The 24,411-nt window shown below is 70.7% G+C and carries 20 protein-coding genes; 7 read left to right on the forward strand and 13 right to left on the reverse strand.

Annotated elements, in window-relative coordinates:
* Positions 1-230: 230 nt before the first annotated feature.
* The 3 genes from PV419_RS17080 to PV419_RS17090 form a co-directional block, all read right to left on the reverse strand.
* Positions 231-1,841: a transporter gene (locus tag PV419_RS17080; RefSeq protein WP_319689496.1), complete on the reverse strand. Its 1,611-nt coding sequence runs from the start codon at positions 1,839-1,841 to the stop codon at positions 231-233.
* Entirely contained in the window at positions 1,838-2,641 is an 804-nt protein-coding gene (locus PV419_RS17085; protein ID WP_319689498.1) for an ABC transporter ATP-binding protein, read from the reverse strand. Before PV419_RS17085 ends, PV419_RS17080 begins: the two co-directional genes overlap by 4 nt.
* 120 nt (positions 2,642-2,761) lie before the next feature.
* Entirely contained in the window at positions 2,762-3,412 is a 651-nt protein-coding gene (locus PV419_RS17090) for a bifunctional DNA primase/polymerase (protein ID WP_319689500.1), read from the reverse strand.
* 470 nt (positions 3,413-3,882) lie between these two features.
* Here PV419_RS17090 and PV419_RS17095 point away from each other — a divergent pair, with 470 nt between their 5' ends.
* Entirely contained in the window at positions 3,883-5,274 is a 1,392-nt protein-coding gene (locus tag PV419_RS17095) for a transcriptional regulator (protein WP_319689502.1), read from the forward strand.
* Between the two features lie 110 nt (positions 5,275-5,384).
* On the forward strand, positions 5,385-7,394 hold the full coding sequence (locus PV419_RS17100; protein ID WP_319689503.1) for a hypothetical protein: 2,010 nt from the start codon (positions 5,385-5,387) through the stop codon (positions 7,392-7,394).
* A gap of 43 nt (positions 7,395-7,437) precedes the next feature.
* Here PV419_RS17100 and PV419_RS17105 read toward each other — a convergent pair whose 3' ends face one another.
* Entirely contained in the window at positions 7,438-8,739 is a 1,302-nt protein-coding gene (locus tag PV419_RS17105; RefSeq protein ID WP_319689505.1) for an ABC transporter substrate-binding protein, read from the reverse strand.
* A gap of 117 nt (positions 8,740-8,856) precedes the next feature.
* Between PV419_RS17105 and PV419_RS17110 the strand changes: the two genes are divergently transcribed.
* The gene (locus PV419_RS17110) at positions 8,857-9,357 is read left to right on the forward strand and encodes an SCO4402 family protein (protein ID WP_415925322.1); all 501 of its coding nucleotides are present in this window, start codon (positions 8,857-8,859) and stop codon (positions 9,355-9,357) included.
* Positions 9,358-9,389: 32 nt separating this feature from the next.
* Complete coding sequence (gene purU, locus PV419_RS17115; RefSeq protein ID WP_319689509.1) at positions 9,390-10,262, forward strand: formyltetrahydrofolate deformylase; 873 nt, start codon at positions 9,390-9,392, stop codon at positions 10,260-10,262.
* Positions 10,263-10,326: 64 nt separating this feature from the next.
* Here purU and PV419_RS17120 read toward each other — a convergent pair whose 3' ends face one another.
* Together PV419_RS17120 and PV419_RS17125 are read right to left on the reverse strand one after the other, a co-directional pair.
* Positions 10,327-11,685, reverse strand: coding sequence for a maleylpyruvate isomerase N-terminal domain-containing protein (locus tag PV419_RS17120; protein WP_319689511.1), 1,359 nt, complete (start codon positions 11,683-11,685; stop codon positions 10,327-10,329).
* A complete protein-coding gene (locus tag PV419_RS17125) occupies positions 11,682-12,335 on the reverse strand; it encodes a sigma-70 family RNA polymerase sigma factor (RefSeq protein ID WP_319689513.1) in 654 nt (217 codons plus the stop codon). The genes PV419_RS17120 and PV419_RS17125 overlap by 4 nt, the downstream gene beginning before the upstream one ends.
* Before the next feature lie 324 nt (positions 12,336-12,659).
* On the opposite strand from PV419_RS17125, the gene PV419_RS17130 reads away from it, so the two are divergent.
* Positions 12,660-13,019 carry an STAS domain-containing protein gene (locus PV419_RS17130; protein WP_319689995.1) on the forward strand — a complete coding sequence of 120 codons (360 nt, stop codon included), beginning with the start codon at positions 12,660-12,662 and terminating at the stop codon, positions 13,017-13,019.
* Between the two features lie 44 nt (positions 13,020-13,063).
* On the opposite strand, the gene PV419_RS17135 is transcribed toward PV419_RS17130, so the two are convergent.
* From PV419_RS17135 to PV419_RS17160, 6 genes are all read right to left on the reverse strand, one after another.
* Positions 13,064-14,458 carry a type VI secretion protein gene (locus tag PV419_RS17135; protein ID WP_415925323.1) on the reverse strand — a complete coding sequence of 465 codons (1,395 nt, stop codon included), beginning with the start codon at positions 14,456-14,458 and terminating at the stop codon, positions 13,064-13,066.
* 161 nt (positions 14,459-14,619) lie between these two features.
* Complete coding sequence (locus tag PV419_RS17140) at positions 14,620-16,146, reverse strand: SCO6880 family protein (RefSeq protein WP_319689517.1); 1,527 nt, start codon at positions 16,144-16,146, stop codon at positions 14,620-14,622.
* A 3-nt stretch (positions 16,147-16,149) separates the two neighbouring features.
* The gene (locus PV419_RS17145) at positions 16,150-18,093 is read right to left on the reverse strand and encodes a hypothetical protein (RefSeq protein ID WP_319689519.1); all 1,944 of its coding nucleotides are present in this window, start codon (positions 18,091-18,093) and stop codon (positions 16,150-16,152) included.
* A complete protein-coding gene (locus tag PV419_RS17150) occupies positions 18,083-18,847 on the reverse strand; it encodes a hypothetical protein (protein WP_319689520.1) in 765 nt (254 codons plus the stop codon). Before PV419_RS17150 ends, PV419_RS17145 begins: the two co-directional genes overlap by 11 nt.
* 7 nt (positions 18,848-18,854) lie before the next feature.
* The gene (locus PV419_RS17155; RefSeq protein ID WP_319689521.1) at positions 18,855-19,205 is read right to left on the reverse strand and encodes a hypothetical protein; all 351 of its coding nucleotides are present in this window, start codon (positions 19,203-19,205) and stop codon (positions 18,855-18,857) included.
* Positions 19,202-20,071 carry a hypothetical protein gene (locus PV419_RS17160; RefSeq protein WP_319689523.1) on the reverse strand — a complete coding sequence of 290 codons (870 nt, stop codon included), beginning with the start codon at positions 20,069-20,071 and terminating at the stop codon, positions 19,202-19,204. Before PV419_RS17160 ends, PV419_RS17155 begins: the two co-directional genes overlap by 4 nt.
* A gap of 494 nt (positions 20,072-20,565) precedes the next feature.
* On the opposite strand from PV419_RS17160, the gene PV419_RS17165 reads away from it, so the two are divergent.
* Together PV419_RS17165 and PV419_RS17170 are read left to right on the forward strand one after the other, a co-directional pair.
* Positions 20,566-21,579: a peptidoglycan DD-metalloendopeptidase family protein gene (locus PV419_RS17165; RefSeq protein WP_319689526.1), complete on the forward strand. Its 1,014-nt coding sequence runs from the start codon at positions 20,566-20,568 to the stop codon at positions 21,577-21,579.
* A 310-nt stretch (positions 21,580-21,889) separates the two neighbouring features.
* Positions 21,890-22,309: a hypothetical protein gene (locus PV419_RS17170; RefSeq protein ID WP_319689528.1), complete on the forward strand. Its 420-nt coding sequence runs from the start codon at positions 21,890-21,892 to the stop codon at positions 22,307-22,309.
* 80 nt (positions 22,310-22,389) lie between these two features.
* On the opposite strand, the gene PV419_RS17175 is transcribed toward PV419_RS17170, so the two are convergent.
* Positions 22,390-24,366 (reverse strand): type IV secretory system conjugative DNA transfer family protein, encoded by a 1,977-nt coding sequence (locus tag PV419_RS17175; RefSeq protein WP_319689529.1) that lies wholly within the window; start codon positions 24,364-24,366, stop codon positions 22,390-22,392.
* Between the last annotated feature and the right edge of the window lie 45 nt (positions 24,367-24,411).

The raw sequence follows: 24,411 nt of genomic DNA on the forward strand, positions 1-24,411 counted from the left end.
GAGGCGCGCAGCCGGGAAACCTGCCGCCCGGGGAGCGGGGGCTGTTGTCTCGGACGATCGAGTTGAGGAGGTCTCGCGAGTACATCGCGTGGCCGGAGCCGATGGGCTCTTCCGCTGTGAAGGGGATTACCCGCACGGTGACGTTCGGCCGCTCGCATAGTTCTTGGGCGGGACGGGCGGCAAAGGCGTGTGGTTCCCCCTCGCGACGGGAGGCTCGTAACGGCGCGGGCTCAGCCCTTGGTGACCGCCGCCAGGATCTCCGGCAGCCGGGTCACCACTCGCGGGGCGGCCAGCCTCAGGCCGCCCAGGGCGACCCCGGCGCCGTACGCCGCGCCCAGCGGAAGCAGCAGCCACAGCTGGTCGTCCGCGCCCGCCTCATGCATCCAGATCGTCGCCGCCAGCACCGGGGCGCACAGCACCGCGCCGGTGACCATCCCGCCGAGGATGCCGATCCACGCCAGGCCCGCCTGCCCCGGCGCCACGTTCTTGTAGCCGTTGTCCTGCGGAATGGAGTACGGGTACAGGGCCGAGGTCATGGCGCCGGTCGCCACGAGCGCGCCGAACAGCGCCAGGGCGAGGCCGAGCGCGTCGGGGACCGCCGCCCACTCGTCCATGAGCGCGGCCGAGACCAGCACCGCCAGCGTGACGTAGGGGACGCCGACCAGCGCGAGGGCCAGCGCGCGCCCGCGCAGCTCCAGATAGGCGTCGCGCGGCGAGGAGATGGTCTGCGCCACCATCCAGAAGGCCGAGGAGTCCTGGCCGAACTGGTTGTACATCTGCATGCCGAGCAGCCCCGCGGCCCAGCAGGAGGCGTAAACGCTGCCCGCGCCCTGGACGGTGGTGACGACCGGCACCAGCAGGCCGACGGCCAGCGAGGTCACCCACGCGGACTTGGTCTTCGGGTCCCGCCACGCGTAGCGCAGGGTGCGCAGCACGACCGTGCCGGTGCGGTTCTCGGGCAGCAGCCGGTGCAGTGCGGGCCGCGCGGCAGCCGAGCCGGAGGGCTTGCGACTCGGCTCGGCGGCCTGGATGGTCGACGAGTCCGGCGAGGTCATCAGGTGCGTCAGCCCGCGCTGCCACCACCACAGCAGCAGGATCAGCAGGCCCGCCGACAGGGCGAACTGGGCGGCCGCGGTCCCGTACGAGCCGTCGCCGACGCCCTGGACGGCGTCGATGGCCGCGGCGGGCGGCACCCAGCGCAGCACGTCCGCCACCGGCTCCAGGGAGGACAGCCCGTTCTTGCCGGACAGCTGCCCCACCCCCACGTTGACCAGCTGTGCGCCCACCGCCACGAACAGGCCGCTGAGCAGCGCCAGATCGCGGCCCCGGCGGCTGGTGAGCAGCCGGGTGTTGGCGGTCGCGACGGCCCGCGACAGCGCCACGCACAGCAGCATCGTCATCACGACGGCGAGTACACCCGCCGCCACGGCCGCCGCGCCGTGCGCCACGGCGATCACCGAGCCCGCCATGAGGGTGAGGGTGAACAGCGGGCCGATGCCGATCAGCGAGGACGCCAGCAGGGCGACCACCAGCGGGCGGGGCCGCAGCGGCAGCATCACCAGCCGCGTGGGGTCGAGGGTTTCGTCGCCGCCGGGGAAGAACAGCGGCATCACGGCCCAGCCGAGGGCGAAGACCGCGGCGAGGAGGATGACCAGCGCGGCGGCGTGGTCATTGCCGCGCAGCGCGATCAGGCCGAGCAGCTGGAGCGCCGCGATGAGCAGCGTGACCACGACGGAGCTGACATACGCGGCGCGGCGCCCGGCGGACTGCCGCAGCCCGTTGCGCAGCAGGGACAGCTTGAGCTGGACGAACAGCGCGGTGAGCGGGCCGGTGGCGGTCATCGGGCGCCGCCGCCCAGCCAGTCGAGGTCATGGCCGGCCGCCCGGTCGTTCGCGCCGACCAGCTCCAGGAAGGCGTCCTGCAGCGACGGAGCCGCGCCCCGCACCTCGACCAGCGGGCCGTGGGCCCGGATCCGCCCGGCGGCCAGCACCGCGACCCAGTCGCACAGCGACTCCACCAGCTCCATCACATGGCTGGAGAAGACGACGGTGGCGCCGGAGCGGGTGTAGCGCTCCAGCACCCCGCGGATCGTCTGCGCGGACACCGGGTCCACGCCCTCGAAGGGCTCGTCCAGGAAAAGGACTTCCGGATTGTGCAGGAGCGCGGCGGCCAGGCCGATCTTCTTCCGCATGCCGGTCGAGTAGTCGACGACCAGCTTGTGCTGAGCCCCCGCGAGGTCGAGCACATCCAGCAGCTGGGTGGCGCGCTTGTGGACCTCGTCGGCGGGCAGCCCGCGCAGCCGCCCGGTGTAGTCGAGGAGTTCGCGGCCCGACAGCCGCTCGAACAGCCGCAGCCCCTCGGGCAGCACCCCGATCCGCGCCTTCACCGCGACCGGGTCCCGCCATACGTCGTGCCCGCCGACCTCGACCGTGCCGGAGTCGGGCCGCAGCAGCCCGGTCACCATCGACAAGGTGGTCGTCTTGCCCGCGCCGTTGGGCCCGACCAGTCCGATGAACCGCCCGGCGGGCACCTCCAGATCGATCCCGGCGACGGCGACCTGCTCCCCGTAGCGCTTCCACAGCCCCCGTATGAGCACGGCTGGTACGGCCGGCTTCCCCTTCTCCTCCGGCTCCTTCGGCACCCGGTCCCCCTTCTGAACGCGCGGAGGCCCGGTCAACGCCCCCGTCCACCGTCCACGATAGGGGCCCACGATAGGGGCACGCCCCGCGCGGCCGCCGGTATGGGGCGTCGTCGGCGCGCCTCAGCGCCCCTCGCGGCCGCAGGCGTAGGCGAGGGCGCTGACCAACTCCTCGGCGTCCGGGAGCCAGCGGTTGGCGGCGGTCGGCCGGCGCGCCCACTGCACCGAGCCGTGCCGGCCCACGCGCGTGGGCGGCGCGACCACGTAGTCGCCCTCGCCGCGCGCCACGAGGTCGATCGAGGAGGGCGGCCAGCCCTGGTTCCGTACCAGGTGCGGGATCTTGGCGGCGGCGCCCGGCAGGACGAAGAAGAGCATCCTGCGCCCCGGGGTGGAGGTGACCGGGCCGAGTTCGACGTCCCTGCGCTCCATCCGGGCCAGCGCCAAACAGCCCGCCGTCTCCGGCACGTCCAGGGCGTCGAAGGTGCGCCCGGTCGGCAGCAGGATCGAGGCGCGCGGCGTCCTGGCCCATGTGCGGCGCGCCACGACGGCGCTGCCGGTCGCCTGGTCCGCCCAGTCGGCGCGGGTCGGATGGGCGCCGGGGGAGGGGCAGTCGGCCGCGCCGCAGCAGCATTGCTCCCAGCACTGGCCCGCGTCGGCCACGGACTCCAGCCAGGTGCCGGGGAGCACGTCCCAGTGCCGCTCCTCCGCATAGCGCACCGCGGCGTCCCGCAGCCGGTCGCCGCGCTGCTCGGGGATATGTGGTGCTCCTGTCATGTGATCCGTCACGTCGCTTGTCACGTCCATGGTCTCGTCCACGACCAGCACAACTCCGGGGGTCTGTCGGGGTTACGCCCCGGCCCGGCCCGGGCCCGTTCTGCCGGCCGGGGGCGCCCCCGGCTACCGCTGGGAGGTGCCCCCGCCCAGCGGTAGCCGGGGGAGAGCGGAGCCACAAAAGAAACGACATGCGGGGCGCATGGGAGCACGGCCGGGGGCGCGCACGAGGACCCGACTGCGTGAGCGGGTAGCCACCATGCGTGACGGGCGTACGAGTGTCCGGTAGGCCGTGCCCGTGTTTCGGGGCGCGGTCCCGGACTCCTGCCGGCGCCGTACGCGCACGATCGCGGTCAATTCGGGCAAGTCCTGCATTCTCCGCACATGCCTGGCGTATCCGCGATATCTGCGGGGCACTGATCAACAGGGACGGCATCCGCCGTAAACGCACAGCAGTCACTGGGGGTAAATCCATGGCCGCTAGGCCGCTTGTGGCGCGACAGCCGAACGAGAGGCTGCAGGCGCTCATCCAGGAAGCCGCGTGTTCCAACGCCGGCTTGGCGCGCAGGGTCAACATGTGCGGCGCCGAGCACGGCCTCGATCTGCGCTACGACAAGACCTCGGTCGCCCGCTGGCTGCGCGGCCAGCAGCCGAGGGGCCGGGCCCCGGGCATCATCGCCGAGGCGCTCGGCCGCAAGCTCGGCCGTACGGTCACGATCGACGAGATCGGCATGGCCAACGGCAAGAACCTCGCCTCGGGCGTGGGGCTGCAGTTCTCGCCCACCGTCCTCGGCGCGATAGAGCAGGTCTGCGAGTTGTGGCGGAGCGACGTCGGGCGCCGGGACTTCCTGAGTGGTTCGACGGTCGCCGCCTCGGCGCTGGTGGAGCCCAGCCGCGACTGGCTGATCACCGGTGCGGACTCCCAGGTCGCGCGGACGGCCGGGGCGAAGGTCGGCAGGTCCGACGTGGCGGCGGTGCGGGCGACCACCGACGCGCTCACCGAGCTCGACCACCGGTACGGGAGCGGCCATGTGCGCCCCGTCGTCGTGCACTACCTCAACAGCGTGGTCTCCGGGCTGCTGGCCGGCTCCTACCGCGAGTCGGTCGGGCGCGACCTGTTCGCCGCCGTCGCCAGGCTGACCGAGCTGGCCGGTTATATGGCGGTCGACACCGGCCAGTCCGGGCTCGCCCAGCGCTACTACATCCAGGCGCTGCGGCTGGCCCAGGCCGCCGGGGACCGGGGGTACGGCGGGTATGTGCTCGCCGCGAGCATGAGCCACCTCGCGGCCCAGCTCGGGAATCCGCGGGAGATCGCCCAGTTGGCGAAGGCCGCGCAGGAAGGCGCGCGAGGACAGGTCCCGCCGCGCGCCGAATCGCTGTTCCTGGCCGCCGAGGCCCGCGGCCACGCCCTGCTCGGCGACGCGCGCGCCTGCCAGGCCGCGGCGGGCCGCGCGCTCGACGCCATGGAGCGGGCGGCGGGCAGCGGGGGCGAGTCCGGCGACGAGCCCGCCTGGATCCGCCACTTCGACCACGCCTACCTGGCGGACGAGTTGGCCCACTGCCATCGCGACCTCGGCCAGGCCGAGCCCGCCAGGCGCCGCGCGGAGGAGGCCCTGGAGGGCCACCCGGAGAGCCGGGTGCGGCGGCGGGCGATCGGGCTGTTGCTGCTGGCCACGGCGCATGTGCAGCAGCGCGACGTGGAACAGGCCTGCCACACCGGGACCCAGGCGGTCGACCTGCTCGGATCCCTGCGCTCCAACCGGGGGATGGAGTATCTGGACGACTTCCAGCAGCGGCTCGAGCCCTTTCGGGACGAGCCGGTGGTCCGGGAATTCGGGGCGCGGCTGGAGGTGCAGGCGGCCTGAGACGGTGACCAGTGTCTCGTTGTCCCGCGGGTCCGCCGGGCACCGCACTGTCCGGGGACCCGGTAGCGTGAGCCGTTGATTCCGTAAGTCGTATAAGCCAAGGAGTCCCGGTGACGCAGAGCGGACAGGGGAACGAGCCGCAGCTGCCTGCGGTCCCGCCCGCGCAGCCCTCGCAGCCCGTGCGTGAGGGTGTCGTGCTGCCCGCTCAGGGCGATCAGCGGGCCCACGAGCAGCACCAGGCGGCCCCGGCCGGCGGCCAGGCTTGGGGACAGCCATGGGGTCCGCAGGGCGCCCCGCAGTCCGCCGGGCAGCCCGGCGCGCCCATGCCGCCGCAGCCGCTGCCCCAGGACGGCGCCGCGGCCCACGCCCAGCCGGGCTGGCCGCAGAACGGCGCGCAGAACGGCTTCCAGGGCGCTCCGCAGGACGGCTTCGCTCCGCAGAACGGCTTCGCTCCGCAGAACGGCTTTCAGAACGCCCCGCTGAGCCCGCCCCCCGGTGCGCCGCAGAACGGACCGCCTGCCGGTCCCGGTGGCCCCGCCGGTCCTGCCGCGCCGCACGGCGTGCCGCCCGGCGCCCCGTACGGCGGCGGGCCGCAGGGTGCTCCGCTGCCCGCCCAGGGGCAGCCGTACGCCCAGCAGGGCTGGCCCGCGCAAGAGCAGCAGCAGGGGCAGCCGCCGCAGTCGCAGGGTCAGCCGCCGGTGCCGCCTCAGCCGCAAGGGGGGCCGCCGGTGCCGGAGAGACAGACGCAGCCCTTCGCCGGAGCCGCCGACCAGACCCAGATGCTGACGCCGCAGCCCGGCTTCTCCGGGCCGCCCGTGGCCGACTCCGAGGCAACGCGGTACATACCGCCCGTTTCCGGGCAGGCGCCCGGCGCGATGCCGCTGCCGCCCGAGGGCACGGCCCCCGCGGGCCCCGCCGCTCCCCCCGCCCAGGCCGGTCCCGCCCAGGCCGCCCCCGGCCAGGCCGCCCCCGCGAGCACGCCGCTGCCGCCGGAGAACCGGTCTGCTCACCCCCAAACGCATCCCGAATCGGACAACGAGTCCACCACGCTTCTGCGGGCGGTCCGCCCCGGACGCGCTCGTCACGGCGCCCCGCAGGCCGCTCCGGGCCAGCCCGCCCCGGGCCAGGCGGCGCACGGCCAGCCGACCCCCGGCCAGCCCGCCCCCGGCGCCGCCGAGGAGACGCAGGTCCTGCCCGGGCCGATCCCGGCGGCCGGGCCGCCGCCCCAGCAGCTGGGCCACCGCGCCGCCCAGGCTGGCGGCCCGCCGCGGCCCGGCTCCGCGCCGTACGCGATCCGTCCCGGCATGCCGGGGGACCGGCCGCCGCCGTCGGAGTTCGACGGCCTGTTCCGCGCCGACGGCGGGCCCGCCGAAGCGGCGGACTCGACCCAGCAACTGCCCCCGTTCAGCGACCAGGGCCCGCTGCCCGGCCCGGCCGCCCCCGCCCCCGCCCCCGACGGCGGTGGCCCGGGCAAGCGCGGAGGCGGTCGCCGCCGTATGTCACCCGCCGCCCTCATCGGCATCGTCGTCGCGGGCTGCGCCATCGCCGGCCTCGCCGCCGGAGCGGCGCTCAGCGCCGGAGGCGACGACGACAAGAAGGACACGAAGGCCTCCGAGAGCCAGACGCCGGACACCAGGACCGACGACCGGACCAAGGCGGCCGACCCCGCCGAGACGCAGGCCAAGGCGCTCGACACGCTGCTCGCGGACAGCAACAACAGCCGCGCCGCGGTGATCAAGGCCGTGGAGAACATCAAGTCCTGCAAGAACCTGTCCGACGCGGCCACGAACCTGCGCACCGCCGCCGGGCAGCGCACCGACCTGGTGACCCGGCTCGGCAAGATCTCCGTGGACGAGCTGCCCAACCACACCGAGCTGACCTCGTCCCTGACCAAGGCATGGCGGTCCTCCGCCACGGCTGACAACCAGTACGCGGCCTGGGCCGACCAGGTCGGCGGCAAGAAGGGCTGTCAAAAGGGCAAGGCCCGCAGGACCGGGCGGGTGGCCGCGGCCGAGCGGGCGAGCGGCGAGGCGACCATTGCGAAGAAGAAGGCGTCCGAGCTGTGGAACCCGATCGCCACGAAGTACGGGCTGACATCCCACCAGCCGACGGAGCTGTAGCAGCGGGTTGGGCTTCCCCGGGGGAATCACCCCCTGGGGTCGCTCAGTCCGCCGTGGCGTACCGCCGGAGCGTCGTCGAGACGTCCACGGCCCCCTTGCGGACCGCGACCAGCTGCCCGTCCCGCACCATCTGGTAGGTCACGTCCGCGTTCACGATGCGCGGGTAGCCGTGGATGGACAGCATGTCCTTGTAGCCCCAGCGGAGTTCCGGCGTGAGGCCGCCGGTGTCGACGGCGTGGCCGTCGTCCAGCGCGCGCCGGATGGAGCGGGCGCTGATGTCGTCGGCCTTCAGTGAGTTCAGGACGGACCGCAGCACGGTGTAGGCGATCCAGGTGGTCTGGGTGCCGGGGTCCTCCGCGTCGATGCGGGCGTCTTCGAAGGCGTAGTCCTTGATGACCTTCTTCATGGGCGCCCAGCGCGGATCGTCCGCGGCCGGGTACCAGCCGGTGGCGTACGCGCCCTCCAGCGGGCTCTCGCGGCCGCCGGTGCTGTCCACGAGGGACTGGCGGACACTGCCGAGCACGGAGGCGATCCGTACCTTCGGGTGGTCCTCCTGGAGCCGCCGGAAGGAGTCGAAGAAGGTGCCGGTGCGCTCTCCCAGTGCCGCGGTCACGCAGGAGCCGGGCAGCTCGGCGACGTGCGCGGCGCTGCCCAGGAAGGCCTTGGCGCCCACGCCGTCCAGGGCGGTGCGGGCCTGCCGGGTGTAGTCGCCGGCGTCCTCGGGGGCCCGTATGTCGGTGGCGGCGCGGCGCTTGCCGGCCGCGAGGCCCGCGTCGAGGAGCTCGGGCAGCTCGTCGCCCGCGATGGTGTCGGGGCGGACGAGGGAGACGCGGTGGCACACGGAGGCCAGCTGCCGTCCGTTGCCGGCCAGCAGGGCGGCCTGGCCGCCGTTGACCGGGTAGGAGTACGGGCTGTCGAACTCCTCCTCGGTCAGCCCGTACCCGCCGATGTAGGGGATGCCCGAGCCCTCCAGGGCGGAGATGAAGTAGCGGCCGAACTGGCTGTACGAGCCGACGACCGCGACGACGTTCTCGGTGGCGGCGCGCCGGGCGCAGCGGGCGGCCTCCGAGGGGTCGTTGCGCTCGTTGCAGGTGAGGACCTTCAGCTTGCGGCCGTGGATGCCGCCCTTGTCGTTCACCCAGCGGGCGTACACCTTCGCCATCGCGGGCATCCCGGGCATATTGGTCGCTTTGGTGTTCTCGGGCGCCCAGGTCATGACGGTGATGGGGTCCTTGGACCCCGCCCCGGGCAGGGCGCCGCAGCCGGTCAGCGACGCCGCCCCGACCGCCGCGCAGAGCGCGGCCGTCAGCCACGGTCGAGGGGAGAAACGTCGCCATCCGGTCATGGCATGTGAGCGTGGCGTTCCGCTCGTAACGGGGCGGCTATCACAATTGACGAAAAGGTGACGAGAGGGTGAATTGCGGGGGTCGGCGCGCGTCCGTCTGTGAAGAACGTACGATCGATTACCGTGCAAGGTTCGGAGAAGTCTTCCCGTCGCGGCCGTCGCTCGACCACCATGGGCGGTATGCCTGTCAACGACATGCCGTGGTGGCGCTGGCGCAGCAATGTGCGCTCGGCGCTGCATATGCTCTCCGACCCCGTCTTCCAGCAGGAGTGCTGGCTGGCGGGCCGGGACGGATACGGGGACGTCACCGACGCCGTGTACCGGCTGGTGGAGGACACCTGGCTGGACAACTGGTCGGCCGAGAAGTACGTCGGCACGATCTTCCGCGACTCGCAGGAGGCGGCGCTCGTCGACGTCGCCGTCCTCAGAGTGCTGCGGATCATGCACCAGGTGGGTGCCGACGCCGCGGTCCCGGCCTACCTGGAGCACCACGCCTGGCCGGAGGCCGTCCGGGCGGCGCGTGAGGCGCATGTGCGGCTTGCGGCCAACGACGGCGAGGACCCGGATCTGCCCCCGCAGACCCTCGAAGTGCTGGCGATCGTGACACGCTCGGTCTAGGGACCGTCGCGGGTGTGCGACGCTATGGAGTCATGAGCCAGTCGCATTCCGCCGCCGCCGACCAGTACATCCTGACGCTGTCCTGCCCGGACAAGCAGGGCATCGTGCACGCCGTGTCGAGTTACCTCTTCATGACCGGCTGCAACATCGAGGACAGTCAGCAGTTCGGCGACCGCGACACCGGGCTCTTCTTCATGCGGGTGCACTTCCGGGCGGTCTCGCCGGTGCGGGTGGAGGACCTGCGGGCGAGCTTCGCGGCGGTCGGCGAGTCCTTCCAGATGGACTGGCAGATCCACCCGGCCGGCGAGAAGATGCGCGTCGTGCTGATGGTCAGCAAGTTCGGCCACTGCCTGAACGACCTGCTCTTCCGCTCGCGGATCGGGGCGCTGCCCGTGGAGATCGCGGCGGTGGTCTCCAACCACACCGACTTCGCGGAGCTGGTCGGCTCGTACGGGGTCCCCTTCCGGCACATCCCGGTGACCAAGGAGACCAAGGCCCAGGCGGAGGCGGAGCTGCTGGAGCTGGTGGAGGCGGAGAAGGTGGAGCTGGTCGTCCTGGCCCGCTATATGCAGGTCCTCTCGGACGACCTGTGCAAGCGGCTGGCGGGGCGCATCATCAACATCCACCACTCCTTCCTGCCGAGCTTCAAGGGCGCCAAGCCGTACCACCAGGCGCACGCCCGCGGGGTGAAGCTGATCGGCGCGACGGCTCACTACGTGACGGCGGACCTGGACGAGGGCCCGATCATCGAGCAGGAGGTCGAGCGGGTGGGCCATCAGCTCACCCCGGACCAGCTGGTGGCGGCGGGGCGCGATGTGGAGTGCCAGGCGCTGGCGCGGGCGGTGAAGTGGCACAGTGAGCGGCGGGTGCTCCTCAACGGCCACCGGACGGTCATCTTCGCCTGAGGCCTGAGGGGGCCTGAGGGCTGGGCGCCTGAGGGGGCTGAGGGGGCCTAAGGAGCCTGAGGGCTCACAACCGCGACAGGGACGCCGTCGCGAAGAGGACGTCGCGGATCGCCTCCGTGTCGCCGAGCTGCCCCGCGGCCGCCTCCTGAGGCGGCACATGCCCGGCCGCCAGCTGGTAGAAGGCCTCGCGGTCGAGCGCGATATGGGCCACCGCCTCCTCCGGGGAGGGCCGCGCGGCGGGAGAGTCCAGCGGGATGTACCAGTCGCCGCTGCCCTCGACCTCCAGATGGAGCGTACGGCCCGGCGCGCCCGCCTCGACCAGCCGCCGGGGCGGCCCCGCGAGCCCGGCCCGGCGGCGCTCCGCGAGGGCGTCGGGCAGCAGCCGGGCGCACAGGTCGACCATGCGCGTGAGATGGGCCGAGGCGGGCGGCTCGTACGGGTAGTCGATCGCCTCGGCGATGTCCCCGGCGTGTACCCAGCACTCGAAGGCGCGGTCGACGAACGAGTCGCCTAGGGGCAGGGAGAAGTCCCCGTACGGCACGGACAGATCGCGCACCCCGCGCCCGGCGAAGGACACCGTCCGCACCAGGGCGTGGCCCTGCTCCCGCCACGGCTCGCGCACCGCCCCCGGCTCTCCCGCGGCCTCGGGCCGCCGCGCGGGCTCGCCGTGCCAGTACGCCTCCGTACGGTCCGCCGGGGCGCCCGGCGCGCGGGCGCCGAGCGGATCGGGCAGCCCGAGGGAGGAGGCGAGGATGCCGTCGACCACCAGCAGGTGGCCTATCACCCCGGCGACGGTGGTGTCCCGTCCGACCAGCCGCTTCCCGTCGAACCATCTGAGCCGCACCGGCGCCCGCCACTCCGCCTCGCCCATGTCGCGCAGCAGCGCGTCCAGCCGGGCGGCCTCCGCGTCGTACACCCCGGCCCAGTCGGGCACCGGGATACGGGCCGGGCGGCGGCCCAGACAGCCCGCCAGCACGCGGGAGCGCAGCAGCGGGTCGAGGTCCAGGCTCTGCTCGGTGTGCAGCAGACCGACCGCGTCGCGCAGCCGCAGGGCCTCCTCGGCGCACGGGGTGCAGTGGTTGAGGTGCGCCTCCACGGCGGCGGTCTCCTCGGGCGAGCAGGCGGTCAGGGCCCAGGCGCCCAGCAGCGACTTCAGCACCGCGTGGGAGAGAGGCGGTGAGGGCGGCGAGGGCAGTGGCTCGGGCGGCGCCAGCACGTCGTCCGCCGGGGGAGCCGGGCGGGCGTCCGGGGCGGACGCCGGGTCGGGCGCGGGGTGCCACTGGGCGGGCCAGTGGCCGCTGTCCTCGGCGGCCGGCCGCGGCGGGGGTATGCGCGGCGCCTCGGCGGGCTCGGGCGCGAAGGGAGACTCGTCGCCCCGCCCGGGGCCGCCGGTCCCGCCGGCGCCGTCACCGGGGGTGTTCACAGGGCCCGCCCGTAGCCGGGAGGCGGAGCGGCGTCCGGTGGTGGGACGTTGGCCGTGGACAGCAGCTGCAGGCCCAGCCGGAGGCGGCGTCTGGCCTCGTCCTCCGTCACGCCCAGCTCGGCCGCGGTCTGGCGGTAGTCGCGGCGGTCGAAGTAGGCCAACTCCAGGGCGGCGCGCAGCGGGGCGGGCATGGACGTGACGATGTAGTCGGCGCGGGCGGCCACGGAGGCTTCGCGGATCTTCTCCTCGATGTCCTCCTGAGTGCGCCGCGCCCGGCCTCCGGCGAGGTCGTCTCCGGTCGCGGCGTCTTCGGCCGGGCCGTCTCCGGTCGGGTTGTCTCCGGCCGGGTCGGCGGCGGCCCGCGCCTCGGCCTCGCGGAGCCGGTGCACCGCCTGGCGGTGGGCGAGCGTGGCGATCCAGGAGCGCAGCGTGCCCTGCTTGGGGTCGTACGCGTCCGGGTTCTCCCAGGCGTAGCCGAACACTTCGCGGGTGACGCGGTCGGCTGCCTCCTCGTCATCGAGGACGCGGTGGGCCAGATTATGGACGAGGGAGGCGAACCGGTCGTACAACTCGCCCAGCGCGGCGGCCTCGCCGCGCGCCAGGCGCTGCTGCATCCTGCGGTCCCAGCGGGGCGGTGCGTCGTTCGCCATGCGGCCCCCATCCCTCGTGCTCGAGTCGTCCGGGCGTGGCTCCAAACCTTCGGGCCCGATGCCACCGTCATATCGAATGTAGTGCGGGGGGTGGCACAACACGCCCCCATGCGGCAAAGTGCGGCACGGTGGGGCTGCGGATGGTATTGGGCCCGTCACTTTGCGCAGGAATTCCGCGACGAAACGCTTCCGCACGGCATAAGGTCGTCATCTCTGGCTTGTGCCGGGGGTGTTTGGTGGGGCATCGGGCGGGCAGCCGCTGGGGAACAGGCAATTCCGGTTAGCGGGCGAGCGAAGGGCTTCGGGCGCGTGACGTTGAAGGTGATGGAGGACCGGCGGGGGGAGTGGGTCGTCCTCCAGGTCTCAGGAGAGATGGACCTGGTGACCTCCCCCGCGGTCCGGCAGCACGTCCACGACGCGGTGGCCGAGGGCCGCCACTGGCTGGTGCTCGACCTCCAGGAGGTCCGCTTCTGCGACTCCAGCGGGGTCGGCGTCCTCATCGCGGCACGGCGGCTGATGCGGTCGTGTTCCGGGCGGCTGAGGATGATCCTGCCCCCGCAGGACGAGGCCCACGGCTCACACGTCCACCGGGTGTTGGCGGCGCTGGGCGTCCGGCGGCTCTTCGACGTCTACCCCGACCTCATCGCCGCGACCGAGACGGCCGTGGACCCGCTGAGCGCGTAGCGTCCCGGGAATGCCGACGGTCCGGCACCGTTACGGATCTCCGCTCACACGACCATCTTCTCGTCGGTCTCGAACAGTTGCTTCTCGATGGCGGAGAGCATCAGCTGAACGGCGTGCGAACCGCCGCCGCGGCCGACCTTCCACAGTGCCCGGCCGCGCTGGCCCGCGCCCCAGGACGCGATCAGCTCGCACTCGGCATCGGTCAGACCGATGGCCTCGCGGGTGAGGTTGAGCGGCTTGGTGTCCTGCGCGAGTTGGACGCGGGTCTCACAGGAGGCGATCAAGTCCTTGGCGATGGCGACGGCCTCCGAGCCGGCCGCGCCGACCGCTTCGAGGTCGCTGAGGCGGTGGGTGGCGAGCACCTGGATGGTGCCCGTCGCCCGGGACAGCCTGAGGTCGGCGTCGATCTTTCGGACCATGGCGGCGCCCCCGCTGCGCATCTGCCGCCACAGCTCGTCCCGCACCACGATCCAGGGCCGGCCGGGACGGTCGATGGCGGCCTGAGCCCAGGAGGAAACACAGGTCAGCACCATCGCCACGGTCTCGTCCCCGTACTGCTCCAGAGCGGAGATGTCGACGGACTGGATGGGCGCGTCCCAGTCCAGGGAGACGGAGGTGTGCTCGTCGAACAGGCCGCCCAGATGGCCGTGGATCATGCCGCCGAGGGCGGAGCGGATGGAGGCCATCTGCTCCCGGGCGGTCTGCACGTCATCGCCGCGTACCCGCAGTTCACGCGCCATGCGATCGGTGGGGTCCTTGAGCACCAGGTAGACGCGCGGCAGGGTGGGGGTTTCCCGGCGTTGTTCGTCGGCTTGTGCCAGCTCGCCCGTCACCTCCCGTACCGCGATGTCCAGGCACTCCTCCTCCTGGGGCAGGAGGTTGCGCCGCAGCTGGAGCTCCAGCAGGGCCTTCAGCAAGGTGAGGCGTCGGCGGTGGATCTCCTTCAGCCGGGCCCGGAGCATCTCCCGGTCGGTGATCTTGTGGAGGTCCTGGCCCAGTGGTCCGGCGTCCAAGGGGTTGAGACGGCCGGGCAGTCCGGGGCCCAGCCGGACCGGCTCCACGCCCAGATGACGGCAGAGCCGCTGGTACTCGCCCTTGACATCGCCCGCGATCAGTGTGCGGTGGCCGAAGGCCATCAGCCGGAAGCAGAGAGCCTTGATATGGGCGCTCTTACCGCTGCCGGGAATGCCCGTGATCATGACATTGGGGTTGGTGCACAGACCGTGGCTCACCCAGGCCGCAGGGTGGGCGGAGAACGCCTGTGTGGTCAGGGTGTTCCAGCCCATGTAGGCGCCGAGCGGAGGTAGGCCGCCGGCGTGCAGAAAGGGATAGATGCCCGCGGCCCGCGCGGTGTCGGCGCGGAAGGCCTCCGGCCGTACGAGCGAGGCTGCCCGTCCGGCGTACGGCTGTCGCCACCCCTTCTTGGGGGCCACGCGCATGGCGCTGTCGGGGTCCTCCAGCAGGCGGGCGCGCCTCAGTTCGCGTGCGCTGGGCGGGGAGGCGGACGGTGCTGTCCCGGTGTCGGTCTCGATCAGGTTGGCCACCGGGGCGGCTTCGAGCGTGGTGTCGTCGAACCGGCGGCGGTTGAGGGAGAGGCGCATCAGATGCCCACCCGCCGATCCGTCAGCCCCTGGCCCAGCGGCAGCGCGGCGGCCGCGAAGCCCGCGTCCTGGGCACCCCACATCCGCCGCATCTCCAGACCGGCGGCCGAGGCATCGGCCTGGAGCTCCGCGCAGGCGATCTCCAGTTCCTCCTCGTCCATCACGGTGACGGCCAGCAGGCAGCTCAGCCGGACCACGCCTTCGCCGGACGCCCGCGCCACGTCCTGCGCGCGGGCGGTCATCGACTCGCGGCGTTCGTCCTCGGACTCCACCCGGCCGGTCTTGGACCGCAGCTGCCGCGCGGCGTCCCGCTTGGCCTTCTCCCGCGCGAGCTCCTGGCGCGCCTTGGCGGGGCCGATCGGCTCGTACACCAGCGACAGCGAACGGCGGGCGTTGCGGCGGGGCCGCAGCAGGGGCTGGAGGAAGGTGGCGTACACCTCGGACTGGGGCAGCCCGCGCACCTGGTAGGACACGGTCCATGCCCCGTCGTGCCGGTACACGCCCCAGCCGGTCTCCGCCGCGGCGGGTCCGGCCACCGTCGGATCGACGCCGGACGGGGCGCCCTTCCACTCGGGGTCGTGTGCGGCGGCGCTGCGGGCGGCGAGCATCAGCTGCGCCTCCGGGTCGTAGGCCGTGCGGATGGCCTGGGCGACCTTTCGGGGCGTCAGCAGCTCCTCGATCTGCAGACCGGCGCTGCTCAACACCCCCTGCATGGCGTGGATCTCGCGGACCAGCACGGCGGCGGCGCCGATCTGGCCACCGCCGGCTCCCTTGACCGCCAGGCGTGCGCGTGCGGCGGAGAAGGTGATGGACAGATAGGTCTCGCGGATGGTGGCCACCGGCCCCGCGGTGACCATGAGTTCATCCAGGGCCTGTACCGCGGCGGGCGGGGCATCGGGGGCGGTGTGGCGTTCGACCCATGACCTCAGCTCGGTCCCGTCGTCGGGGAGGGAGCGCTGGTGTACGGAGATCCTGGTGATCGCCCCGTCTTCCTTGCACTGCGAGCGCAGGAAGGCGGCCCAGGCGCCGACGCGGGCGTTCTGCTTGTCCGTGTCGACCAGCGCCAGGCCGGGGAAGGCGATACGGGCGATGGCGGTGTAGGTGCCGGCAACCGGGTCGTGGACGACTCCGAGTTCGCCGCCCAGCCCGTCGGACGCGTTGAGGATGCGCAGGCGGGCGAGGACTCCGGGCAGGTCCATCGGCTGCTCCCCGGACTTGGTGCGGGGAGCGAAGGCGCCGGAGAGAAAGAGGTTCTTCTTGGTGGCCACGGCGATCTGATGCCTCACTGCGAGAATGATCCATTGATCCGCCGACAGCCCCATGACTCGTCCGAGGGCGAGCAGGAGCAGCAGCAGGGCGAGGGGGAGACAGACGAGTGTCGCGGACCAGCTCCGCTGGTAGAGCGGGAGAAGCGCGACCGCGGTCGCGGCCGCCACCAGGGCGAAGCCGGGGCCGGACAAGTTGCCCATGAATCCGCTGCGCTCGGACTGCCAGCCGCCGTAGGTGGCGGGCTCTGAGATCGACACGGGCTAGTCCCTCCTCGTGTAGGAGTCCGGCGGAGCGGCGATGGTGTGACCCCCTCCTGGCGGGGGTGGCGGAGTCGAGGTGTCCGGGGGGACATCCCGCTCCAGGTTCGCGGAGTACCCACCCGTGGTGGGCGGCGGCGGTGTCGACTCGTCGTCTCCCGCGCCGCCCGCCGCGTCACCGCCCCGCTGACCGCGGCGAGCGATGATCACATGGCGGTCGGCATCGGACGGCGGACCGAGGCCGGCGTGGGCCGCGGTGTTGGCCGCGGTGTTCTCCAGGATGTCTTTGCCGACGGCCGCGGCTTGCAGGCCCAGGCTCACGACACCGCCGAGCTTGTGCCCGAAGCCGCCGGAACCGCTGCCCTTCATGAATTTGGACCAGAAGCCGCCGCCGGAGTTGGAACCGCTGGAGGCGGTAATGGCGTTGTCGTCCTCCAGCCCCATGGTGAAGCCGGCGCCCCCGCCCATCATGCCCGCGCCTCCCCCCTGCGGCCGGTACTTGGAGGCATTCACCGACGCGTTCGATCCCAGCGCGCCGATGAGCGCGGAGCCGGTGCTGTTGCCGTCGCCGTTGGTGGTGAAGGTCATGAACCTGGCGATCACCGGCCAGGCGAAGCACGCCAAGACGAAGATCATCAGGCCGACCAGGACGTTGCGGGCGCCCTTGCCCTCGCTCATGGCGTTGAAGCCGATGGAGAAGCAGACCACGATGACCGGCTTCATCAGGATCAGCGCGATCACCGCGTTACGGGCCTTGGGCCACCAGTCACGCGTCGAGTCCGCCATCTGACCCGCCAGGACGATGGGCATCACGGCGACCAGGATCATGAGCCCTGCCTGACGCATCAGCATCTCGATCCACAGCGCTCCGATAGCCAGGATGCAGAGGATGCCGACGACGATGACAAAGCCGACCGAGGAGGCCAGCATGCCGCTGCCGGTGATCAGCGCGCCGCCTGCGGCAGCCGCCCCGCCGGCGGTGCCCAGCCCGGCGAACAGCTCGCCGAGCTGTGTCTGCATCGCCTTGGTGGCGTCCTTGTCGCCCGAGCCGCCGCCCTTGAACGTCTCATTGATGATCGCGGTGCTCAGCTGGTCGGACCAGTCGAGCGCGGTCTGGATGGCGACCACGTAGACGGCGAGGATGACCGCCCATTTGGCCAGTCCGGTGAGCGCGGTGGCGAGCGGGGCACCTTGCTGGCTGATGGCCAACTTGCCGAACTGCAGCAGCAGCAGAAAGGCCGCGAGCAGCACGGACAGGCCGGTCATGATGCTCATCGTGGAACCGATACCGGTCTGGCCCAGCTTGATGGTGGACCAACTGTTGAACGCGTCGGCGAACTGCTTGAGCACCCATACGACCGACTTGCCGATGTACTCCGCCGCCTTGGTGAGCATGTCGGTCGCCAGACTCGCGACCGCGTCGCCGACCCAGTCCATTGGCGTTTTGACGTTGATCATCGGGTAGTTCGGGCCGTACTCGTTCGCACAGTCCTGGAACATCCTCCCCTTGTTCACGCACTTGGTGAGGAGCTCATTGAGCTTCTTGTAGTTCTTGTGGTTGTGGTCGGCCTTCTCCTGCCACTCCTTGAGTTCCTTGAGCTCGTGCTTCTTCAGCTCATCCTTGGAGCAGTCGTCCATGATGTCGCTGCAGGGCTCATAGGTGCCGGGGATCTCACCGATGGCCTTCTCGGTGTCGCAACGTTTGACATCGGCCCCCAGCGAGGTGTTGCACCAGTGGTTCTGGTCATCGAGGCCGATGCCCGGAGACCAGCCGTTGCCCTCGCCGTCGTCGCTCCACTCCTTGGGCGGGTCCTTCGGAGGGCCGTAGTCGACATAGCCCTTGGGATCGTCCGCGGAGGCCACGGGCGCGCTCGCCACTCCGAGGCCGAGACAGAACGCCAAGGCCAGCAGCACGGACAGAGCTCGCCGGAACCGGTCACGCCACATGCGCCACCTGCCACCAGCCGTTCTGCCAGGAGATGGGGCTGTCGGGGTCGTAGGACGCCGGGAAAGTCCGCAACTTGCGGTAGCGCGGCTCGTCGGTGATCTTCCAGTCGCCGTCCTCCCAGATGAGGAGGAGGTCGGTCGTCTCGTCCTTGATCGGCTCGTTGGCCGGGGTGCCGTCGGGCTTGGTCGCGTAGCGGTCGTAGTTCAGCCAGACCTGGATGAGACGCCGGCTCATCAGCGGCGTCGCCCTGATCGCGTTGACGTTCGTGGTGAAGGTCAGACCCCCGGGCACGCCGCCGGAAGGCGGCAGTCCCGCGGCCTCGCGCACCTTGCGGACCTCGGAGACCTGCTTGTCGATGTAGGCGGAAGAGTCCTCGGAGGTGATGGCCGCCAGCTGCTGCCGGGTCCTGACATCGTCGAGAAAGGGTGACTCCTCCAGGTAGTGAACGGCCGCTGAGACGGCGCCGGGCCCGGTGCGGGGGAAACCGACGGAGAAGCCGTCCTTGCCGCTCTCAGGTTTCAGGAGGTGCATGGGCTTGGCCTTCGCGGGAGTCATCTTGCCCCGCGAAGACGCCGACGGGGTCGGATGGGGTGTGCCGGCCCTGCGCTCGCCGGAGGGCGCGGCCGATGAGTCCTGGCCGCTTACGGCGTTGGTCAGCAGAACGCCACCGCCGACGAGAAGGGCGAGCGCCAGTCCCCCGATGGCGACCAGGCGGACGCGGGCCCGGCGGGCCGCGCGGTCTTGGTCTTCCATATCCGCCTCAGCTCGACATGTTGTAGAAGCCCATGACCAGACCAGAGGTGACACCGATGCCCACCCCGGAAATCAGGCTCCAGAGGATCGAGGATTTACCCCGGGCAGCGAGACTCGCCCGCTCGGTGTTGTGTCCGATGGCCACCAAACCCCAGCCGACGAGCCCGCCCAGTACCGCCAGAGACAGACCGCCGCCCGCGGTCCAGGCGAGGATCGTGCTGGTGGGCGTCCGGATCTCGCCGGGCAGCTTGGGCTTGTAATCGGGAACGATGGGCTTGTCGGTCGGGTCATCGGCGGCGAGGAACTGAAGGTGCGGGTCGCTGGCAATGGCATGCAGGGAGTGCAGAAACTGACTCATGCAGGAACCTTTTTCGAAGCGATGCGGGCGGTGTCGTGGACGCGGGCCTGGGCCGCTGCCCGGGTGCGCGGCACGGCGGCCGCGGGGAGCGGATCACCCCAGGCGGCCTCGGCCGAGGACACCACCGCGCGAGCGAGTTGTCGGCCCGCCTCGAGCGAGCGGGATTTCAGGCGGGATGTGTCGCGTATCCCGTGAGCGCGGATGCGAGGGTCATAGGGCACCTGGACGACTGCCCGGACCCGCGGTTCGAGCATCGTGGCGGCGGCCTTCACCGAAGCGGGAGACCTGCCCTCCCCGACGGCAGCCAGGGCGACGACCATCCGGTGAAGGGGAAGCCCTTCCGCCGAGGCGGCCTTGACGGCCGTCTGAAGGGCCAGAACACCGGATCCGGTGCTTGCCGCGCACAGAACCGGCACGGAGAAGGGCAGATGGCACCAACGGGCGGTCAGGCCGGTGGAGTCGGCCCAGCGTGCGGTGAGCACATCGTGAGCGACCGGATGAACAGTGTCCGCGATCACCGCCTGCCACCCGCCGATCGCGGACAACTGGTACCAAGCGGCCGGATCCGAGGGCAGGGGAAGGGGCGGGTGACTCCACTCCTGATGGTCGGTGAGCACCTGCCAGCTGCCGCCGTCGGGAGCCGGGAAACGGGACGCTGCCGCGTGGACCTGGCCGCGGGTGAGCGGGCGGTCCGGGGGGAGCGAGAGCAGGCCGGTGCCGGGCTCGGAGCTCCATGCGGGCCAGGGCGAGGACAGGCGTGGCCCCGTGTCCAGTACGACGGTTGAGCCCATCGCCGACAGGGCACAGGCCAGCAGTCCGGCTACGGTGGACCGTCCGCTGCCGCCGACCGTGCTCAACACGGGCACCACCAGACGGTTTTGCGCTGTGAGCGACGTCACAGGCCGTGTTTTCACCATGCCCCCCATGGACTCGCATTCATCGCAGCGATGCCTCTGAGTGAGCGCACGGCGAAATCGGCGACCGCGACGGACAGCGGCAGCGGCAAAGCGAGTGTTCAGACGACGGCCACAACGGGCAACGGTGGCCGTAATGGTGAGTGTTTAGCAGACAACATCAGGTCATGTCCACGCGCTACCAGTGGCGGCCGTTGTGATAGAAACACTCCCTCAATTCTTCCTCAACTCTGCGGCGACAGCCGCAAGTTGCGTAGAGGATCACTTCGGTCGGATGGAATGCGGTGCGTGGTGCCGCCGTGCCCCGACAGCGGCGTGAACTCTTCCTGACGCTCCCGCTCGTTCGGGTACGAACCGCGGGGAATTGGTGGCGGGCACGGTGCCACGTGGGGGCCTGATTGGATATCAAACAAACGCTGAAACGAGCGCTTGCGGTACTGCTCACTTTGCCGTTCGGCTTGGTGGTGGGCGTTTTCGTGCTGGCCTCCCTGTCCGATGACGGTTCGGCGCCCATGGAACCCGTGCTGGTCGGCCAGGCGCTGAAGGTCGGACCCGGTGGGGTACCCCGTCAGTACGAAGGGCTCATCATGACGGCCGCCAACGACTGCAAAGCCGGGCTGACCCCGTCCGTACTGGCCGCGCAGTTGAAGCAGGAGTCGGGCTTCAACCCCCAAGCCTCATCGCCCGCCGGGGCCCAGGGGATCGCCCAGTTCATGCCGGGCACCTGGAAGACCTGGGGCAAGGGCGGGAACGTCTGGGACCCCGACGATGCGATACCGGCACAGGGCAGGTTCATGTGCTCGCTGCTGAAGAGGGCGAAGAACCCAACCAAGTACAACGACTGCCCGACGGAAACCGTCACGGACCCCTCGCAGTACAACGGCTCCCCGACCGAGCTGGCGCTGGCGGGCTACAACGCGGGATGGTGCGCTGTTGAGCGTTACGCGGGCGTGCCCCCGGCGTCGTTCGCGAAGGGCCAGACGTATCACTACGTCAAGAACATCATGGCGATGTCGCGCCAGTTGACCCTCACCGACGACTCCGGCAGCTCCTCCGGCGGCTGGACGCGACCGACGAGCGGTGCACTCGGGACCGTTTACCACGCCACCGGCGCGAATTGGTCCAGTGGCTATCACACCGGCATCGACTTCCCCGTACCGACCGGCACGACCGTCAAGGCAGTCGGCCCCGGCACCGTCGTCACGGCCGGCCAGGGGGGAGCCTACGGAAACCAGATCGTCATCCGGCACGGCGACGGCAAGTACAGCCACTACGCCCATCTCTCGTCCCTGAGCGTCTCGAAGGGCGACACGGTCAAGGGCGGGCAGAAGATCGGCCTGTCGGGCGCCACGGGCAATGTCACCGGCCCGCACCTGCATTTCGAGATCCGTACCGGGCCGGAGTACGGCTCGGACATCAACCCGATCCCCTACCTGCGCCAGCACGGCGTGAGCATCTGAGGCAATGGGCCATGGCCCGGACCCGGGACAAGTGCCGAACGGACGACGTGAGGTAATCATGGACGAAGAGGAGACGTTCCTCCCATGGGGCACCGTCAGCCCCGCCTTCTGGGACTCCACCGCACTCCAGCCCTCGCCGTCACCGGCGGCTGAGCAAGCGACGCGATCAGCCCCGGCCGCCCTCGCGCCCTCCGGTCCCCGGGCAGCCTCCCGGCCGGCCGCCGCCGCGCCGGTGCCTGGCCCTGAGCCGCAGCCACGGCAACCCGCACAAGCAGCGCCCGAACCGCCTCCGGCGAAGTACCGCGAGCGCGTGGCGACCGTGACCACCGCGTTTCAGACAGGGGACCAGGCACACCTGGCCTGGGCCACCGTCGAAGCGGACCAACTGGACCAGCAGATCACCGCCGAGTTCGGCCCGGCGCACCCGCACACCATCAACATGCGCGAGCTGCGGGGCTGGCTCGCTCATCTGATGGGGCAACATGCGACCGCTGCCCGCTGGTATCTGCACACCACGGGCCTTCAGGCGGCGGTGGTGGGACACCACCACTCGCTCACCCGTGCCTCGGCGCGGCGGGCCCTCTTCACCTGGACATCCATCACGGACCCACAGGAGAAGCTCAGCGTCGGGGCGGATGTCCTGGACATGCTCGTCGCGACCGGTGGCGAGGACAGCAAGGCGGCCAGGAGCCTACGGGCCCGGCTGGACAAACTGCGCGCCCAGCAGTAGCCGGGGAGCGCCGTCGGGTCACCAAGGCCGCCGGGCTCGGGGGCAGGAAGCCGTTGCCCCCCCGACGTGCCGCATGTGTTCTACGACCGCGACCGTCTACGGCTCCGCAGGGAAACTCGCGCCGACATACGAGATGCCTCGACTGGTTTCGCAGCTACCGGCTTTGATTCGCCGAAGGCGCGGTCGTACTTCTCGCACATCTCCGGGCCGATGCGAGCGCGCATCTCCGCATCCTTGAACCACGGCGTCGCCGAGACCCTGAGCGGCGGAAGATTGCCGGACAGGACGACCGCGACGTCCTTGGGCAGAGTGCGCAGGTAGTCGATCGGGGCGAGCCGGATGTCCTCGACGCCTTCGTTGGCCGTGATCCTCTGGTGCCCTTCCTGGTGTGTGTATCCGAACCTGTGCTGTGAAACGGATTGGTCTCCGATGAGTCGGGAGAGCCGGTCCAGTGTCGTGTCGTCCGAGGACCCGGGTAGGTACACCCGGGTCGTGTGGTTACCCAGAACCGTGGGGGCTCGCGTGGCGTAAAGTGTCGCCACCTGTGACTCGTCCTGCCAGATCGACATGATGACGATTCCGAATCCACGGTAGGTCGCGGCCATCTTGTCCAGGGTCGGCAGCGGGGCGACGTTGGCGGCTTCCTCGAGCAGGAGCAGCGGGGGGTTCACCAGGGGACCGGCGCCCTGTCGCCGCTGACGCTTCCGGCAGGCCCGAAGGTAGGACATCGCCACCGACTGGAAGACGGGGCGCAGCATTTCTTGTTCTTCCTCGTCGCTGATGGCATAGACGGTGCCACCCGTGTCCAGGACGTGTTCGATATCTAGAATCCGGAGGCCGAAAGGACTGTAGGGCTTCCCGTCTTCATCGAACCTGATGTCCGTCGTCGCCGCCATCTGCGCGGACATGAACGGCTTCAGAATTACGTCCGCATTGGCGAAGATCACGGAGCGGTCCTTCACATGACGCTTCTGGGTTGCCGACAGCCCACGCCTGGCTATCGCCAGATCCTCCTTCGCGGCCGGATCGTCGGCCTGACGTTCATATTCGTCGAAATGCCGCTCTATTGCCTCGAAATCCTGGTAGCCGATCCAGTTCGCAATGTCCTGCATCGTCTTGTTGGTCTTCCTGGCGATCCACAGCATGGGCCCCATGCATATCTGGGTCAGATTGATCCAGTAGCGAGCCTCTCCATCCTGACTGGCGTTCTCCATTGCCGCTTCAGAAAGCCACAGAGCTATCTTGTCGGCGTCGGAGAAGTCACGAATTGCCATGAGCGGCGACCATGCGCACAGATATTTACGCTGATCCTCCGGCCACTCTCCTGCGGGATCAAAGATATAAACCGGTCGGCCCAGTGTTTCTGCCCGGTAGTTCAGGGTCAGATCCGCGATGTCATTTTTCGTGGACGTGACGAATATGGCGTCGGGCCAGGTCAGTATAGTCGGCACTACGTATTTCACCGTCTTTGATGAACCCGTTGGGGCGATGACCGCGACCGAGGTGTAACGCGAGGTCGCCAGCCTGGCCTCCGGAGTGCCCACCACCTCACCCAGGTAGACGCGCCCGGACAGATTATTCCTGTCAGGGACCAAAAGGGATTCTACTTCTGAGGGCTTCGCCCAGATGACTGAATTATCCCGTTGCGCCTTACGGACCTTGATGTGCCGCGAACGACGCTGCTGGGCCAGCGCGCGAAAAATCCAGGCGAGCACCATCTTCACCATGGCCCCCACCATGATGACCAAGACGACGTAAACCGACCAGAACAACCAGTCGGGTCCCAGCAGTGGCCGGTCCACGGCCGGCCATGCGAGCGCGCGGTCGTCCCAGTGGACGACCAGTTCGATGACCATGGGAAACGTTGTGGAAAATGGCTGGGCGGGCCAGTCGCCGTTTGTGACCAGCGCGACAAGTCCCCCCGCCACCCAGGCCAATACGCCGAGAACCCAAACCACCGCCAGTAAGAGGGCCACACCTGCGACGATCAGCTCGTCCGTCGACCACACGTGGCCGGGCACATCGGTGACGGACTTACTTTTCGCGCTCTTGGACACGCCGTCGGCACCTCTCTCTTCCGGATCGGACTCCCTGCTCGCCGC

Origin of the sequence: Streptomyces sp. ME19-01-6, from assembly GCF_033793745.1 — a bacterium.
In the GTDB taxonomy this organism is placed as follows: Bacteria; Actinomycetota; Actinomycetes; order Streptomycetales; family Streptomycetaceae; genus Streptomyces.